This is a genomic window from Rhizobium sp. M1, assembly GCF_002531805.1.
GTDB classification, from domain to species: domain Bacteria; phylum Pseudomonadota; class Alphaproteobacteria; order Rhizobiales; family Rhizobiaceae; genus Rhizobium; species Rhizobium etli_C.
Map to the genome: position 1 here is coordinate 1 of NZ_NWSW01000072.1, position 13,941 is coordinate 13,941.

The window sequence follows — 13,941 nt, forward strand, 5'->3', positions numbered from 1 at the left end:
CTAGCTAAAATTGGTCCAGTTTGAAGGGTTCAGATCAATCCCAACCCAGACCTAATCCCCAAAGAACCGGATCGGCTTGTATCGCCGATGCGCGATGATCAGGCTTCTGTCGGGCTGGATGATGTAGGTTTCTTCCACCTGCCGGCCGTACTGGTCGATGAAATCATGCGGAAAGGCCGAACCAGCAGGCGATTTGGTGAGCTTGCTGCGCGGTTGACCATTGTAGGTGATGCTTCCGGGGATGGGTTCGAGGCCCGGTCCGTTGTAGCTGACGGTGCTGCATCCCGCGAGAATGAGTGTGCCGACGAGGCCGATGATTGCAGGTTTCATATCCATCCCTCCGTGAATGACATCACTCTACGCCTTAGCGGAGAGCGCGCAGCACACAAATGCCCATGCCGCTCTTCAATCCTTATTGAGATTAGGGCGAAAATCCCGCTCCACCAGGCGTGTGGCAACGCATCTATTGCCGAAACCGAAGCCGCCTGCTAGGTCGGCTTCGTCGAAAAAGGCAGGATCGGTTGAGGTAAGCCCGGTCCCTTGCGTCAAAGCGTCAAAGCGCTCTGACGAAGCTCTGCTCCGTGCCCCAGGGTGCGAGAACCCGCGACGTGATCCGCATGGAAATGCGGGATCCCGGCGGCGTGCGGAGACGGCAAACGGCAGTCCCGGGATTTTTTTGAACGGAGACTGTCATGCGCCTGAACCATCTCGATTTTCACGTAGCCGATATTGCTGAGACGGCGGATTTCTTCATCCGCCATTTCGGCCTGAAGCTGAAGGATATGCGCGGCAACAACGGCCTTGCGATCCTGGAGGACGACGCCGGCCTCGAGATCGTCTTGAGCCACGCCATCGCCAAGTTCGGCACCGCCGACCAGGTCGAATTACAGCGCCAGACCTATCATCTCGGCTTCATCCTGCCCGAAAGGGTTGATGTCGATGCCGTCCATGCCGGGCTTGCTGCCGCCGGTGCTATCCTCTCCGGCCCACCGGCCGCCATGCGCGGCGGCTGGCTGTTTTATTGCACGGCGCCGGGGAATATCCTCGTCGAGGTGGGCTGGCGGCCGGGTTAAACCCAGACGAGAGGTGTTTTGCTGCAAAGAGAAAGCTGGGCTCCGGGTCGGGCCGAAGGCTGCCCCTCACCCTAACCCTCGCCCCGTAAAAACGGGGAGAGGGGACTTGCCCTGCGAGAGGGGTGCGTGGAACGGAGAGCTCGCGTCATGTCCCCTTCGCCCCGCAAGCGGGGGTCCGAAGGACGGGTCGAGACCCCGTGGCTCGACCCCGGTCGGTGCCGGCAGGCGGATGAGGGGCAGCCGGCGAACGCTGAGGGTGTTCCTTGCCTCAGAACTCCGTCCAGTCGGCCTCCTGGCTTTTCGGCGTGCTGTTGCCGCCGCCGAAGGCGTTGGCGAGCGTCTGCCCAAGGGTGCGGGCCGGCGAGGCGGTCGGACGGGCCGTGCCTTCCCGGGCGACGCGGATCGCCGGAGCCTTGGTCACCGGGCGCGCCACGGCGCGCGGTGCCGTGGCGGGCGGCCGTCCCGATGCGATCGGGGCGGCGGCGGCGAAGCTGCCGGTGCCGGTCAGCCGGAACTGGTCGAGCAGATTGTTGAGTGCGGTGGCCTCCGTGGCGAGGCCGTGGCTGGCGGCGGTCGACTGCTCGACCATCGCCGCATTCTGCTGCGTGCCCTGATCCATGGTGTTGACGGCGGTGTTGATCTCCTGCAACCCGATCGACTGTTCGCGCGAGGCTTCGGCAATCGCGTGGACGTGCTGGTTGATTTCCTGCACTTCGGTGACGATCGCATCGAGCGCCTTGCCGGTTTCGCCGACCAGCGACACACCGGTCTGCACATGCGTGCCGGAATTGGTGATCAGGTCCTTGATCTCCTTGGCCGCCTTGGCGGAGCGCTGCGCGAGCTCGCGCACTTCCTGCGCCACCACCGCAAAACCCTTGCCGGCCTCGCCGGCGCGCGCGGCTTCGACGCCGGCATTCAAGGCCAGCAGGTTGGTCTGGAAGGCGATGTCGTCGATGACGCCGATGATGTTGCCGATCTCGACCGAAGACTGTTCGATCTGCTGCATCGCGGAGACTGCCTTGCGGACGACCTCGCCGGATTTTTCGGCGCCGAGGCGGGTGCGGGTGACGAGCTGGCTCGCCTCTTCGGCGCGTTTGGCGGCGTCGCGCACCGTCGTGGTGATCTCTTCGAGCGCCGCTGCGGTTTCTTCGACCGAGGCCGACTGCTGTTCCGTCCGCCGGGAAAGCTCGTCGGCGGAAGACCGGATCTCGTTGGCGCCCGCGCCGATTGCCCGCGCATTGGCACCGACCGCCTGCAGGGTCTCGTTGAGCTTCTCGACCGAATGGTTGAAATCCTGGCGCAGCGCGTCGAGATGGGCGACGAAGGGCTCGTCGATATGCGAGGCAAGATCGCCGGCGGCAAGGCGGCGCAGGCCGTCGCCGAGGGCTGCGACGGCGCCGTCGAGTTCGGAGGCTTCCCGCGCCTTCTGCGCCTCGCGTTCGCGGCGCTCGCCGTCGCTGACGCCGCGCTCTGTCTCGGCGCGAGCCTCGATCCGACGGCGCTCGATGGCGTTGTCGCGGAAGATCGATACGGCTTGCGCCATCTGGCCAACTTCGTCGCTGCGATCGAGACCGCCGATCTCGCTGTCGGTATCGCCCTCGGCAAGCCGCGTCATGCGCAGCCGCAGCTGCGTCATCGGGCCTGCAATGCCGGACTGCGCCACAATAATGCCGACGCCGATCGCGGCGAGAACGGCAATGCCGATCAGGACGAGACAGAAAGTGATCCGGCCGTTGACGGCAGCCGAGAGCGCGTCGCCGCCGTCGTTGAGCAGCGCCATCATCGCATCATCGTTGGCAATCATCTTCGGTGCCAGCGCATCGAGCTTGGCGTTGATCAGGGCGACATTTGCCTGCGCGCCGGCGCTGTCCTTGGCTTTGCTCTGTTCGGTGATCTTGCCTGCCAGGGCTTCGATTTCATCGATGCCCGCCTGGATCTCGTCGATAGCCTGTTTGCGGCCGGGGACCAGCGCCAGCGCCGCCTTCATCCGGTCACGGGCCTGCGGCAGCTTGCTCGGTGTGGCGAGCGCCGTCTGGAAGGCCGGCGTATCGGGCTTCATCTCGGCCAGCAGGCTGACCTGCAGCACCGAGGCCACCACCGAAGCGCTGGCGCGTGCGCTCTGCATCGAGGCCAGCGCCTCATGATCGATGAAGGCGCTGTAGGCGGCGTCCGCACGGCGAAACTCGGCGATGACATAGGTGAGCCCGGCCATCGTGATCAGCCCCAGGAGCGCCACGACCGATAGGATTTTCGTGCGGATTTTCAGATGCTTCAACATGGGAAATGTCACCCGATTGGCCGGGCGTGCCGCACCGGCGCTTCGAAATCAATTGTTACAAACAGAGCGCTGACGCGTGCATCATGCGATCGGCCGGCGGGGTCCGATGACGTCGCCATAAATAAAGGCGCTATTCTTTAATTCCGCCCTAACGCGGTTGTGGAGAATGCCCATAATTTTGAGGGACGAGCTTTGCGCCGGAAACCAAGAGAGCCTGATCCAGGTGGCCCGGCGTCGGATACACCTATATTCCCCACCGGGCGTGACTCTGTTACATCTCTCCACCCCCGCAACGCTTCCCGCTGAACCCGAGACTGGATCACGATGACCGAATCCAAGCTGGCATCCCTGACGCTGAAGGGGCTTTTCGCGTTCGGGCTGTTGCTCCTTTCAAGCCTTGCCGCCTCCGCCCAGCAGGCAGCGCCCTCGCTGCCGCTGCTCTTCGACGCGCGAGAGCGTTTGGCGAGACCCGACCTCTCCTCGCTGGTGCGTTTGCGCTTCCTGACGTCGGTCGATTTTCCGCCCTTCAATTTCACCGATCAGAACGGCAAGCTTTCCGGCTTCAACGTCGATCTCGCCCGCGAAATCTGCAGCGAGCTGGAAATATCCGACAAGTGCCAGATCCAGGCGATTCCTTTCGCCGACCTCAAGGATGCGCTTGCCGCCTCGCAGGGCGATGCCGTCATCGCCGGTCTTGCTGTGACCCCTGATCTGCGCCGGCAGTTCGTCTTCTCCCGGCCCTATCTGATGCTGCCGGCGCGCTTCGTGCGCAATCTCGCAGCACCGGTCGACGGCAAGACGGCCGCCGCCCTTGCCGGCCGGCCGGTCGGTGTCGTCAAGGGCACGGTGCACGAGGCGATGCTGGCCGCATTTTTCCCGGCGCTGAAGGCTGAGCCCTTCGACACCAAGGACGCTCTGCTTGCCGCGCTGAAGGAGCGCAAGGTCGACGCCGCCTTCGCCGATGCGCTGCAGCTTTCCTTCTGGGTCTCTTCGCCGGCCTCGGAGAAATGCTGCGCGCTGTTCGACGGTCCCTATCTCTCCGAACATTTCCTCGGCGAGGGCATGACGATCATGCTGCGGCAGAAGGACAGCGTGCTGACGTCAGCCATCGATCACGCGCTCGCCACGCTGTCGCGCAACGGCCGTCTGCAGGAAATCTATCTGCGTTATTTTCCCTACGGGCTCTACTGACTGGCGGGTCGTCTAATGCATGTCGCCCGGAAGTGTGCAGCGGTTCCGGGACAACGACATGCATCAAAACAAAGGGCTAAAGCGCGTCGCATGATCAAATTTGATGCGACGCGCTTTAAAGAGTTTCAGGCTTATCCGTTGCGGAAGCGGGCAATGGCGCTGCGTTCGATCGCCGCGCAGGTCAGCTTGTCGAGGCCGAGACGGTCGCGCAGCAGGCTGAGCAGCCGCAATTCCTCGGCCTTGACCGAAAGGTCGGCGGAAGCCACTTCGACGGCGAGCGCATAGGCCGTATCGTAGAGTTTTGCCGGCAGCGTGTCGCGCACGGTTTCGAGAACGACGTCGAGGCCCTCGGGCCCTGCCAGCAGCGAGGCGCAGTCGCGCGCAATCGAAATCAGCCTTTCGTCATCGAAATCCTTGAAAACCGGCAGGAATCCGATGAGTTGGCCGATCCTCGTCATCTCCCTGTCGTTCATCGTGCTGTCGACGGCGGAGGCCATCACCATCACGTAGATCAGGGCATCATGGGCGGAAAGCGGCTTGTTCATCTCTGATTCCTTCTTCGGTGAGCGGAGATTAGGAATTGGCGGTCGCCTTTACAAGGGATCGGCAGCATCGCGCCGCCGCGGACATTAAAGCGCGTCGCATCAAATTTGATTCATGCGACGCGCTTGAGCCTTTTGTTTTGATGCATGTCGTTATCCCGGAACCGCTGCACACTTCCGGGCGACATGCATTAGTCATTTGCGGCGCGGGTCGCCGCCGTAAATGCCTTTCTGCGCCTGCTTCGCCTTCTCGGCGACAGCATCGAGCGGTGAGCCCGCCTCGGCTTCGGCCCAGCCGTTTTCGGCGAGCCATGTGCCGAGATCCTGCGTGCCGAGCCGGCAGGCGGCGGTCGCCGTCCCCTTCCATTCCGCCATGTCGAGGTCGCAGGTGAGGCTGCGATTGCGCAAGAGCTGGCGCAGTGCCGTCTTCGCCATCATGCCGCAGGGCCATTGCCGGCCTGCCGGCCCGCATATCCTGTCGGCCGGTGTCGGGATGATGCCGGCAAGCTGAAGCCGGCGCTCGCCGAAGGAAAGCAGGCCGGCATTTTCGGCCAGCGGCCGCGCCAGCTCGATCGGCTTTTTCGCGGCCGGCGCCGCCGTCTGCCCGCCGGGCGTTTCCGATGGGCGCGGCGGATCAGCCGGCGCGCTTTCGGTCGGGGCGGGGGAGGGGGCCGCCGGCTGCGCCGCGCGCGCAATGATCTCGGCATCTGCATCCGGGATCGGCGCCGACCGGCCTGCTGCCTCGGGGGCGATTTCCGCCGCCGTGTCGGTTGCTTGCGCCTCTGCGGTGATCATATCCTCGCCGCCCGTTCCGCCGCGCAGCCTTGTTTCTGCTGATATCAGCAGGCCGGCCACAACCGCCATTCCTGCAAGACCAGTCAAGACGGCGGCGGGGCGCATGGAATATCTTCCTATTGGCTGGCCCAGATGATGCGGGCGATCCACTCGACGTCGGACAGATCGAGCGTCCGGTTCGGATGTTCGGGATTGAGCGACATCAGCTCGATCGACCGCGGGCTCTGGCGCAGCAGCACCTTGGCCATCACCTCGCCCTCGCGCGTGCGCACGACGACCCGGTCGTTGCGGCGCACCTGTGCGCCGGGTTCGACGATCAGCACGTCGCCGTCGCGGTAGAGCGGCATCATGCTCTCGCCCTGCACCTCCAGTGCGTAGACGCCCGGTTTCTGCGACGGCGCAGCCGGAAATTCGACCACGTCCCAGCCTTGCCCGGCCGGAAAGCCGCCATCGTCGAAGAAGCCGCCGGCGCCGGCCTGCGCGAAGCCGAGCAGCGGAATGGCGCCGCCGTGCGGCGGCTTGGCGCGCTCGCCCGCCAGTTCTGCGGAAGAATCGGCCCCCGGCCGCATGAAGGCGAGAAACTGCTCCATGCTCGCCCCTGTCGCATCGAGCACCTTGGCGATCGATTCGGTCGAGGGCCAGCGCAGCCGCCCGTCGGCCGAAAGCCGTTTCGATTTGTTGAAGGAGGTCGGGTCGAGCCCGGCGCGGCGCGCAAGACCGGATGGCGTCAGGTCGTGCCGCTCGGCAAGCCTGTCGATCGCCTCCCAGATCTGCTCGTGTGACAGCATATGCGCCCGATTCCGTGCAGCCTATCCGAGGCCGCGCTCCAGCCGGCCGGAAGTGTAACCGACCGTGCGGCGCGCGTAAAGGTAAGGGAGGAATAAAATCCTTTTATCGGCGGTTTCGGCCGCCTCAGGCGACCATCGCCATGTTGATCTTGCCGAGCTGGATGACGGCCTGCGTGCGGCTGTCGACATCGAGTTTCAAGAGGATCGCCGAGACATGCGCCTTGATCGTCGCCTCGGAGACGCCGAGTTCATAGGCGATCTGCTTGTTCAGCAGGCCTTCGGCGAGCATGGTCAGCACCCGGCTTTGCTGCGGCGTCAGCGTATGCAGGCGGTGGATCAGGTCGGCAACGTCGGGGTCCTGCTCCTGGCCGTCGCGATAGCTTTCCGGTGTGGCGATATCGCCGGTAAGCACCGTCTGGATGCTGCGGCGAATGTCTTCGATACCGGAGGATTTCGAAATGAAGCCGGAGGCGCCGAGTTCCAGCGCCCGGCGGATCGTCGTTGCGTCGTCGCTGGCCGAGACGATGATGATCGGCAGGCTGGCGAATTCGGCGCGCAAGGCCATCAGGCCGGAAAAGCCGCTGACGCCGGGCATGGCGAGGTCGAGCAGCATCAGATCGGCGTCCGGATGGGCGCCGGCTGCTGTCCGCGCGGCGGCGAAATCGCCGGCTTCGACGATCGACTGGCGGCCTTCCATGCCGATGACGGCCTGGCGCAGCGCATCGCGGAAAAGCGGATGGTCGTCGGCAATGATGATGGTCTGTTCCTGCATCGAAAACTCCCTCCCAAGAGCCCGATCGTGCTGCATGCGACGCCGTCCCCACTGCGCTCCATGCATGGCTGCTGATACGACTATATCAGATCAGGTCTTCTGCGGAAGGGGATCGGCCTTTTCCTCGGCCTGGAACTCCTTCACCATCCCCATGAAACTCTTCATCATCTTCTCCATGATGCTGATCGAGCGGTCGATCTCGGCGTCGCTCGGCAGCGCCCGCTGGACGAGGCCTTCCTGTTCCAGCTTGGTCACCCGCTCCGCAAGCCGGTCGAGTTCGTCCTCATAGGCCGCCCGCTCGTCGGCCGCCATGCGGCAGACGAGAGCGCCGTCCTTGTCCTGGCAGATCGACATGGCGCCGGACTGGCGGTCGAGCCGGACGAAATGATCGCCGCTTTTTTCCAGCTGGAACCGGCCCGCATCGGCCTCGGCCGCGGCAGCTGCCAGCGGCAGGAGTACGGCGCCAAGTGCGAGAACCAAAATCTTCATCGTCTCATCCTCCGGATTTGCCTGTGCGGGTCCTGTTTTTAAGCGCCGAGGCGTGGACATTGCCGCCTCTTTCCGGCAAAGCGCTGGTGATCGAGGACCAGCAATCGCGAGGCCATGATGACCCTGACACCGACCCTTTACAAGATCGTGACGGAACCGCTCTGGCAGCAAGCCAGACAAAGCGGTGTTTTTCATGGCGCCGGCATCGATCTCAAGGACGGCTTCATCCATTTTTCGACGGCTGACCAGGTCAAGCAGACCGCTGCCCTGCATTTTGCCGGCCAGTCCGGCCTGATGCTGGTTGCCGTCGATGCCGGCGGCCTCGGTGACAAGCTGATCTTCGAACCCTCGCGCGGCGGCGATCTGTTCCCGCATCTCTATGCCGACCTGCCGCTTGCGGCCGTGCTCTGGGAGGTGCCATTGCCGCTCGACGAGGCGGGCGCCCATATTTTCCCGGAGCTGCAGCCATGATCGATCCCTTCAAGCGTCTCGCCCGCAAGGGCCTCTTCCTGTTCGATCCGGAAACGGCGCATGGCATGTCGATCGCGGCGCTGAAATCCGGCCTGGTGCCCGCCTGCCAGATCACCCCCGATCCGCGCCTTCGCCAGACCGTCGCCGGCCTCACCTTCGAAAATCCGCTCGGCATGGCGGCAGGCTACGACAAGAATGCCGAGGTGCCGGAGGCGCTGCTGAAGCTCGGCTTCGGCTTTACCGAGATCGGCACGGTGACGCCGAAGCCGCAATCCGGCAATCCGCGTCCGCGCATCTTCCGCCTGGTCGAGGATGAAGCCGTCATCAATCGCCTCGGTTTCAACAATGAAGGCCATGAGGCTGCTTTCGAGCGGCTCTCGGCGCTGACAGGCAAAGGCATTGTCGGCGTCAATATCGGCGCCAACAAGGACAGCGAGGACCGCATCACCGATTATGTCGCCGGCATCCGCTGTTTCTATTCCGTCGCGCGCTATTTCACCGCCAATATCTCCTCGCCGAATACGCCTGGCCTGCGCGATCTGCAGGCGCGCGAAAGCCTTGCGGCTCTGCTGTCGTCCGTGCTGGCGGCGCGCGATGAGATGGCTGAGAGATCCGGCCGCAAGATCCCGGTCTTTCTGAAGATCGCCCCCGATCTGACCGAGGAGGGCATGGACGATATCGCCGCCGAGGCGCTTGCGCATCCGCTGGATGGGCTGATCGTCTCCAACACCACGCTGTCGCGCGAGGGGCTGAAAGATCAGCGCCAGGCCAAGGAGACGGGCGGCCTCTCCGGCGTGCCGCTGTTCGAAAAGTCGACCGCCGTGCTTGCCAGGATGCGCAAGCGCGTCGGCGCCGCGCTGCCGATCATCGGCGTCGGCGGCGTCTCCTCGGCCGAAACCGCGCTGGAGAAGATCAGGGCGGGCGCCGATCTCGTCCAGCTCTATTCCTGCATGGTCTATGAAGGCCCCGGCCTGCCGGGCGATATCGTTCGCGGTCTCTCGGCGCTGCTCGACCGCGAAAAGGCCGGCTCGATCCGCGAGCTGCGCGACAGCAGGCTCGATTATTGGGCGGCGCGGAAGGTCTGATCGGCCCGCGGCCTGACCAGCATCGCCAGGAAAAAGCCGCGGAACAGCAGGAAGGCGTTCATCGCCAGCCACAGGCCGTGATTGCCGAAGAGCGGCACGAAGACGGCGAGCATGGCGAGATAGCCGGCAAAGGACAGCAGCATCCGGTTGCGCATGTCGGCCGACCACGTCGCGCCGATGAAGACCCCGTCCATCAGGAAGGCGAGCGCGCCGGTGAGCCCCGTCACCGCCGCCCAGGGCAGATAGGTCGCCGCCGCCTGCCGCACCTCGGGCGAGGTCGTCAGCACCGAGATCAGCCAGGGACCGGCGAGCAGGAAGAAGGCGGAGACGATCGCCGCCAGGCCGAAGGACCAGAAGGTGGTGAGCTTCAGCCCGCGGTCGAAGGCCGGCCGGTAACGCGCGCCGATCGCCCGGCCGGTGATCTGCTCGGCGGCATTGGCAAGCCCGTCGAGATAATAGCCCGACAGCAGGAAGAAATTCATCAGCACGGCATTGGCGGCAAGCGTCACCGCGCCGAAGCCGGTGCCGATCCGCGTCATGATTGTGAAGGCGCCGATCAGCACGAAGGTACGGATCAGGATGTCGCGGTTCAGTGCGAAAAGCTCGGCCAGCCGATGCCGGGAAAAGACCTCGGACCATGCCGGCCGCTCTGATTTGGCAAAGCCGCCGAGCACGATGAACAGCCCGGCGAGCGCACCGGCCACCTCGCCGGCCAAGGTTCCCCAGGCGACGCCGGCCACGCCCCAGCCGAGCGACAGGCCGAGATAGATCGACAGCAGGATATTGATGCCGTTGATCAGCGCCTGCAGCAGCAGCCCGACACCGCCCTGTCCGCGCCCGAGCACGAAGCCGAGGATGGCGTAATTGGCGAGTGCGGCCGGCGCTGCCAGGATGCGGATCGAGAAATAGATGGCGGTCGCCTCGGCGATCGCGCCTTCCGCGCCCATCAACCGCAATCCCGCCGCCTTCAGCAGCGGCGAAAGACAGAGCAGCGCCAGCCCGCAGCCGAGCGCCGAGATCAGCGCCCTCGAGAACACCGCCTGCTGTTCGTGCCGGTCGCGCCGGCCATAGGCCTGCGCCGTCAGGCCCGTCGTCGATGCCCGCAGGAAATTGAAACTGCCCAGGATGAGATCGAAGAGCATTGCACCGATCGCCAGCCCCGCCAGCGCTTCCGGATCGCCCATATGGCCGACGACGGCCGTGCTCGTCAGCCCGAGCATCGGCGTCGTCAGGAAGCCGAGCGTCATCGGAATGGCGATCGAGAGCACCAGCCGGTGCGTGACCTCGAAGGCAAGGGAATGACCGTTGCTGCGCGTATCCATGCTTGCCCCATGTCGAGGCCGAATCGCCTCAGCTTGACAGCACCATCGCCCAATAGGGCAGGTTCCTGGAAGATGAATTGTGAGCGACGGCGACGCCGAGGCCGCCATAGCGCCCCAGCATGTTTTCCAGATGATGCGGCGAGTTGATCCAGGCGGTCACCACGGCATCGACGCTCTGCTGGCCGGAAGCGATATTCTCCGCCGCCGGCAGTTGCACGCCGCTCGCCTTGACGCGGGCGCCGAAGCTGTCGGTCATGCCGATGAGATGCGCCATCTTGCCGGCGCTTGCCATGCGTTTGGCCTGGAAGAGGGCGGCCGTCTGCGCCGCCGGGTCGGGGCTAAGCGCCGGCAGCCCGTTCTTGGCCCGCAGCTGGTTGACGAGCGGCAATACGCTTGCCGTCTCGTCCTCGCCGTTGGACGGCGTGCCGGCGAGACGCGGCGTGGTGGTGCAGCCGGCGATGCCGGCGGCGAACGCGAGTCCGGAAAGACGCAGCAGGCCGCGGCGCGAAAGATCGATGGAGGTCATGTTACCGGTGATAGCTGAAAAGCCGAAGGATGAGGAAAAGCGGAATGACGATCGTCGCCCCGAGGAGGAGATAGTCGCCGACGCGTCCGAGCGCTGAAAAACCCCGATGCCAGATTTCCAGGATGAAGTCGCGGAACCCATAAATGATGTTCCACGGCGTCAGGCCGAAGACGGTCATGACGAAACCGACGATCAGCGACACGACGATGAGTTTTATCAATGTGCGGCCGAGCGAATCGCCGAGGAACCTGTTCACCTGATCGGACATGCACCATCTCCTGTTTGCCCTTGGAATAAGGTCGCGGTGCGCCGCCCGCAAGCCCTTTCCGGGATTGGCCGCTTCGCCTGTGAAATAGGACTTGAGTTTTTTTGTGGCCGCCGCCAGATGCGGGCCAGTGCAAAACCGAGCAGCGCGACGACATGCCTAAAATAAAGAGCCGATGATGCAGCCCCACCAGCTTTCCTCCGGCGATGTCATCGCCGACCGCCGCGCCGATTATGCCCGGATGCTCGAAGAGGGCGGCGAGCCGGAGGCGGCGGCCGAGCTGATGGAGCAGGCGCTCGAACTCGCACCGGCCTGGGCGGCCGGCTGGTATCGCCTCGCCACCTATCGCGAAAAGGCGGGCAGGGTGGAAGCCGCGATCGAAGCCTATCGCAGCACGCTTGCCCTCGATCCCGAAGATATTTTCGGTTCGGCCCTCAAGCTCGCCCTTCTCGGCGATACCGCCACACCCGACCGGCCGCCGAGCCGCTATATCGAGCGCCTGTTCGACGATTATGCCGAGCGTTTCGAGACCTCGCTCGTCGAAAAACTCGATTACACTGTCCCGCAGAAGCTCGCAGCCCTCGTTTCTGCCACCGGCAGGCGTTACGCATGCGCCGTCGATCTCGGCTGCGGCACCGGCCTGCTCGGCCCCGAAATCCATGGCCGTGCCAGCCGCCTCGAAGGTTTCGACCTCTCGCAGAACATGCTGGCCAAGGCGGCCGAGAAGGCGGTCTACGATCACCTCGCCCAGGCCGACCTGTCGCTTGCATCAGATCTTTCCGGCCTCTTTGTCGATGGGCCGCGCGGCCGCGCCGACCTGGTGACGGCAGCCGACGTGCTGATGTATCTCGGCAATCTCGAAAGCGTTTTTGCCAACATCGACGATCTCGCCGCCGCCGGCGCCGATCTCGCCTTTTCCGTCGAGGATGCGGGGGAGGGCGAGAGCTTCCATCTCGCGCCGTCGCTGCGTTATGCCCATTCGGAAGCCTATGTGAGCATGCTGCTTGCCCGTCACGGCTTCGAAATCCTCGACATCGTCAAGACCGTCATTCGCAAAGATGGCGGCAAACCGGTTGCCGGCATTCTGTTCCTTACGCGCAAGCCGGCCTGAGCGAATGTTTCTTGCGATTTTTTAATAGGACAGCATTGCTTACCTATTTCGCTTGATCGGACGCCGGAAAGCCTGATATTGCAAGGGTATCCGAGGAGCGCGCGGCGATCAGACGCCGACGCTCGACTCATTTCACAATCAAAAATCCACCGCGTCCGGATTTCTCCGGACGTGCTCCCGAACACGTCTGCTGTTGGAGACTGGCGACATGACACAGCTCATCAATGCCCTCGGCCTCTGGAATACGAGTGCTGCGCGGCACTCGCCGATCGAAGACGTGCAGGGCATATTCTCCGGCAGTCTTGTCGCAGCGCTCGGCCTTTACGTTCTTGCCAGCGCCGGCCTTCTCACCGGCAGCACGGCTGGCGTCGCCTTCCTTCTGCATTACGCTTTCGGCGTCAATTTCGGCCTCGCCTTCTTCCTGCTCAACCTGCCGTTCTTCTATCTCTCGTGGAAGCGTCTCGGCATGGCCTTCACGGTCAAGACCTTCATCGCCATCGGCCTGACTTCGGTGATGTCAGATCTGCAGTCGCGCCTCTTTTCCATTTCGAGCATCCATCCGGCCTGGGCGGCCCTTCTCGGCGGCCTGCTGCTCGGCTTCGGCGCGCTGGCGCTCTATCGCCACCGCGCCAGCCTCGGCGGCGTCGGCATTCTCGGGGTCTATCTCCAGGAGCGTTTCGGCATCCGCGCCGGCCTCGGCCAGCTTAGCATCGATATGTGCGTGCTGGCCGCCGCCGTCTTCGTCACCACGCCGCCGGTGGTCTTCTATTCCGTCCTCGGCGCCCTCGTCCTCAACCTCTTCGTCGCCATCAACCACCGCGCCGACCGCTACATCGCCCTCTGACATTACAAATCCGTAACCCATTCTGAACAAAACGTAACTTGCCTGCGACCGGTCCCGGCGCGACATTTCTCCCCGCGCCGGATTTGATGAGGTGAGTTATGTCAGATTTGGAAAAACTTGTGAGACGCCGCATGCAGGAAGAATACGCCAAGGGCGCTTCCGCAGAGGAAATCGCGAAAGTCGTTCGCGATCTGCTCAACAGCATCGACCTCTCGGGCGATGGGTTTGACGCCGTTGCCGCAAGAGCCGCCAGGGCTCACGAGTGATCACAAATTCGGCCGACCCGGAATTTCGGGTCGGTCGCCGGCAATCCGCCGTAACTCCTCTCTCCACGAAAAGTCGTGCCGTGTGATTTGCCCCTCACCCTAGCCCTCTCCCCGTTCTGACGG

17 protein-coding genes are annotated in these 13,941 nt (G+C 64.0%); 7 read left to right on the forward strand and 10 right to left on the reverse strand.

Features of this window, described 5'->3' with window-relative positions:
- Nucleotides 1-51: 51 nt before the first annotated feature.
- Nucleotides 52-330 (reverse strand): hypothetical protein, encoded by a 279-nt coding sequence (locus CO655_RS32365; RefSeq protein WP_097667916.1) that lies wholly within the window; start codon nucleotides 328-330, stop codon nucleotides 52-54.
- A 362-nt stretch (nucleotides 331-692) separates the two neighbouring features.
- Here CO655_RS32365 and CO655_RS32370 point away from each other — a divergent pair, with 362 nt between their 5' ends.
- On the forward strand, nucleotides 693-1,073 hold the full coding sequence (locus tag CO655_RS32370; protein ID WP_097667917.1) for a VOC family protein: 381 nt from the start codon (nucleotides 693-695) through the stop codon (nucleotides 1,071-1,073).
- 268 nt (nucleotides 1,074-1,341) lie between these two features.
- Here CO655_RS32370 and CO655_RS32375 read toward each other — a convergent pair whose 3' ends face one another.
- A complete protein-coding gene (locus CO655_RS32375) occupies nucleotides 1,342-3,351 on the reverse strand; it encodes a methyl-accepting chemotaxis protein (RefSeq protein ID WP_097667918.1) in 2,010 nt (669 codons plus the stop codon).
- A gap of 324 nt (nucleotides 3,352-3,675) precedes the next feature.
- Between CO655_RS32375 and CO655_RS32380 the strand changes: the two genes are divergently transcribed.
- Nucleotides 3,676-4,542, forward strand: coding sequence for a transporter substrate-binding domain-containing protein (locus tag CO655_RS32380; RefSeq protein WP_097667919.1), 867 nt, complete (start codon nucleotides 3,676-3,678; stop codon nucleotides 4,540-4,542).
- A gap of 131 nt (nucleotides 4,543-4,673) precedes the next feature.
- On the opposite strand, the gene CO655_RS32385 is transcribed toward CO655_RS32380, so the two are convergent.
- The 5 genes from CO655_RS32385 to CO655_RS32405 all read right to left on the reverse strand — a co-directional run bounded on the left by CO655_RS32385 (nucleotide 4,674) and on the right by CO655_RS32405 (nucleotide 7,928).
- Nucleotides 4,674-5,087, reverse strand: coding sequence for a tellurite resistance TerB family protein (locus CO655_RS32385; RefSeq protein WP_097609159.1), 414 nt, complete (start codon nucleotides 5,085-5,087; stop codon nucleotides 4,674-4,676).
- Between the two features lie 192 nt (nucleotides 5,088-5,279).
- Entirely contained in the window at nucleotides 5,280-5,984 is a 705-nt protein-coding gene (locus tag CO655_RS32390) for a thermonuclease family protein (RefSeq protein ID WP_097667920.1), read from the reverse strand.
- Between the two features lie 11 nt (nucleotides 5,985-5,995).
- Nucleotides 5,996-6,667, reverse strand: a complete 672-nt coding sequence (locus CO655_RS32395; protein ID WP_097667921.1) for a helix-turn-helix transcriptional regulator — start codon at nucleotides 6,665-6,667, stop codon at nucleotides 5,996-5,998.
- Between the two features lie 124 nt (nucleotides 6,668-6,791).
- Entirely contained in the window at nucleotides 6,792-7,439 is a 648-nt protein-coding gene (locus tag CO655_RS32400; RefSeq protein ID WP_097609152.1) for a response regulator transcription factor, read from the reverse strand.
- A gap of 90 nt (nucleotides 7,440-7,529) precedes the next feature.
- Nucleotides 7,530-7,928 (reverse strand): hypothetical protein, encoded by a 399-nt coding sequence (locus CO655_RS32405; RefSeq protein ID WP_097667922.1) that lies wholly within the window; start codon nucleotides 7,926-7,928, stop codon nucleotides 7,530-7,532.
- A 117-nt stretch (nucleotides 7,929-8,045) separates the two neighbouring features.
- Between CO655_RS32405 and CO655_RS32410 the strand changes: the two genes are divergently transcribed.
- On the forward strand, nucleotides 8,046-8,399 hold the full coding sequence (locus CO655_RS32410; protein WP_097667927.1) for a DUF952 domain-containing protein: 354 nt from the start codon (nucleotides 8,046-8,048) through the stop codon (nucleotides 8,397-8,399).
- Entirely contained in the window at nucleotides 8,396-9,484 is a 1,089-nt protein-coding gene (locus CO655_RS32415; protein ID WP_097667923.1) for a quinone-dependent dihydroorotate dehydrogenase, read from the forward strand. The genes CO655_RS32410 and CO655_RS32415 overlap by 4 nt, the downstream gene beginning before the upstream one ends.
- Here CO655_RS32415 and CO655_RS32420 read toward each other — a convergent pair.
- The 3 genes from CO655_RS32420 to CO655_RS32430 are packed head-to-tail and all read right to left on the reverse strand — an operon-like array spanning nucleotide 9,460 to nucleotide 11,600.
- Nucleotides 9,460-10,806: an MATE family efflux transporter gene (locus tag CO655_RS32420; protein WP_097667924.1), complete on the reverse strand. Its 1,347-nt coding sequence runs from the start codon at nucleotides 10,804-10,806 to the stop codon at nucleotides 9,460-9,462. The genes CO655_RS32415 and CO655_RS32420 overlap by 25 nt on opposite strands.
- Nucleotides 10,807-10,834: 28 nt before the next feature.
- Complete coding sequence (locus CO655_RS32425) at nucleotides 10,835-11,332, reverse strand: CAP domain-containing protein (RefSeq protein ID WP_097667925.1); 498 nt, start codon at nucleotides 11,330-11,332, stop codon at nucleotides 10,835-10,837.
- Between the two features lies 1 nt (nucleotide 11,333).
- A complete protein-coding gene (locus tag CO655_RS32430; RefSeq protein WP_004675818.1) occupies nucleotides 11,334-11,600 on the reverse strand; it encodes a DUF6460 domain-containing protein in 267 nt (88 codons plus the stop codon).
- 175 nt (nucleotides 11,601-11,775) lie between these two features.
- Here CO655_RS32430 and CO655_RS32435 point away from each other — a divergent pair, with 175 nt between their 5' ends.
- From CO655_RS32435 to CO655_RS34740, 3 genes are all read left to right on the forward strand, one after another.
- A complete protein-coding gene (locus tag CO655_RS32435) occupies nucleotides 11,776-12,708 on the forward strand; it encodes a methyltransferase (protein ID WP_097667928.1) in 933 nt (310 codons plus the stop codon).
- A 208-nt stretch (nucleotides 12,709-12,916) separates the two neighbouring features.
- On the forward strand, nucleotides 12,917-13,552 hold the full coding sequence (locus CO655_RS32440; protein ID WP_097667926.1) for a YitT family protein: 636 nt from the start codon (nucleotides 12,917-12,919) through the stop codon (nucleotides 13,550-13,552).
- A 131-nt stretch (nucleotides 13,553-13,683) separates the two neighbouring features.
- Nucleotides 13,684-13,818: a hypothetical protein gene (locus CO655_RS34740; RefSeq protein ID WP_275593076.1), complete on the forward strand. Its 135-nt coding sequence runs from the start codon at nucleotides 13,684-13,686 to the stop codon at nucleotides 13,816-13,818.
- Nucleotides 13,819-13,941: the final 123 nt, after the last annotated feature.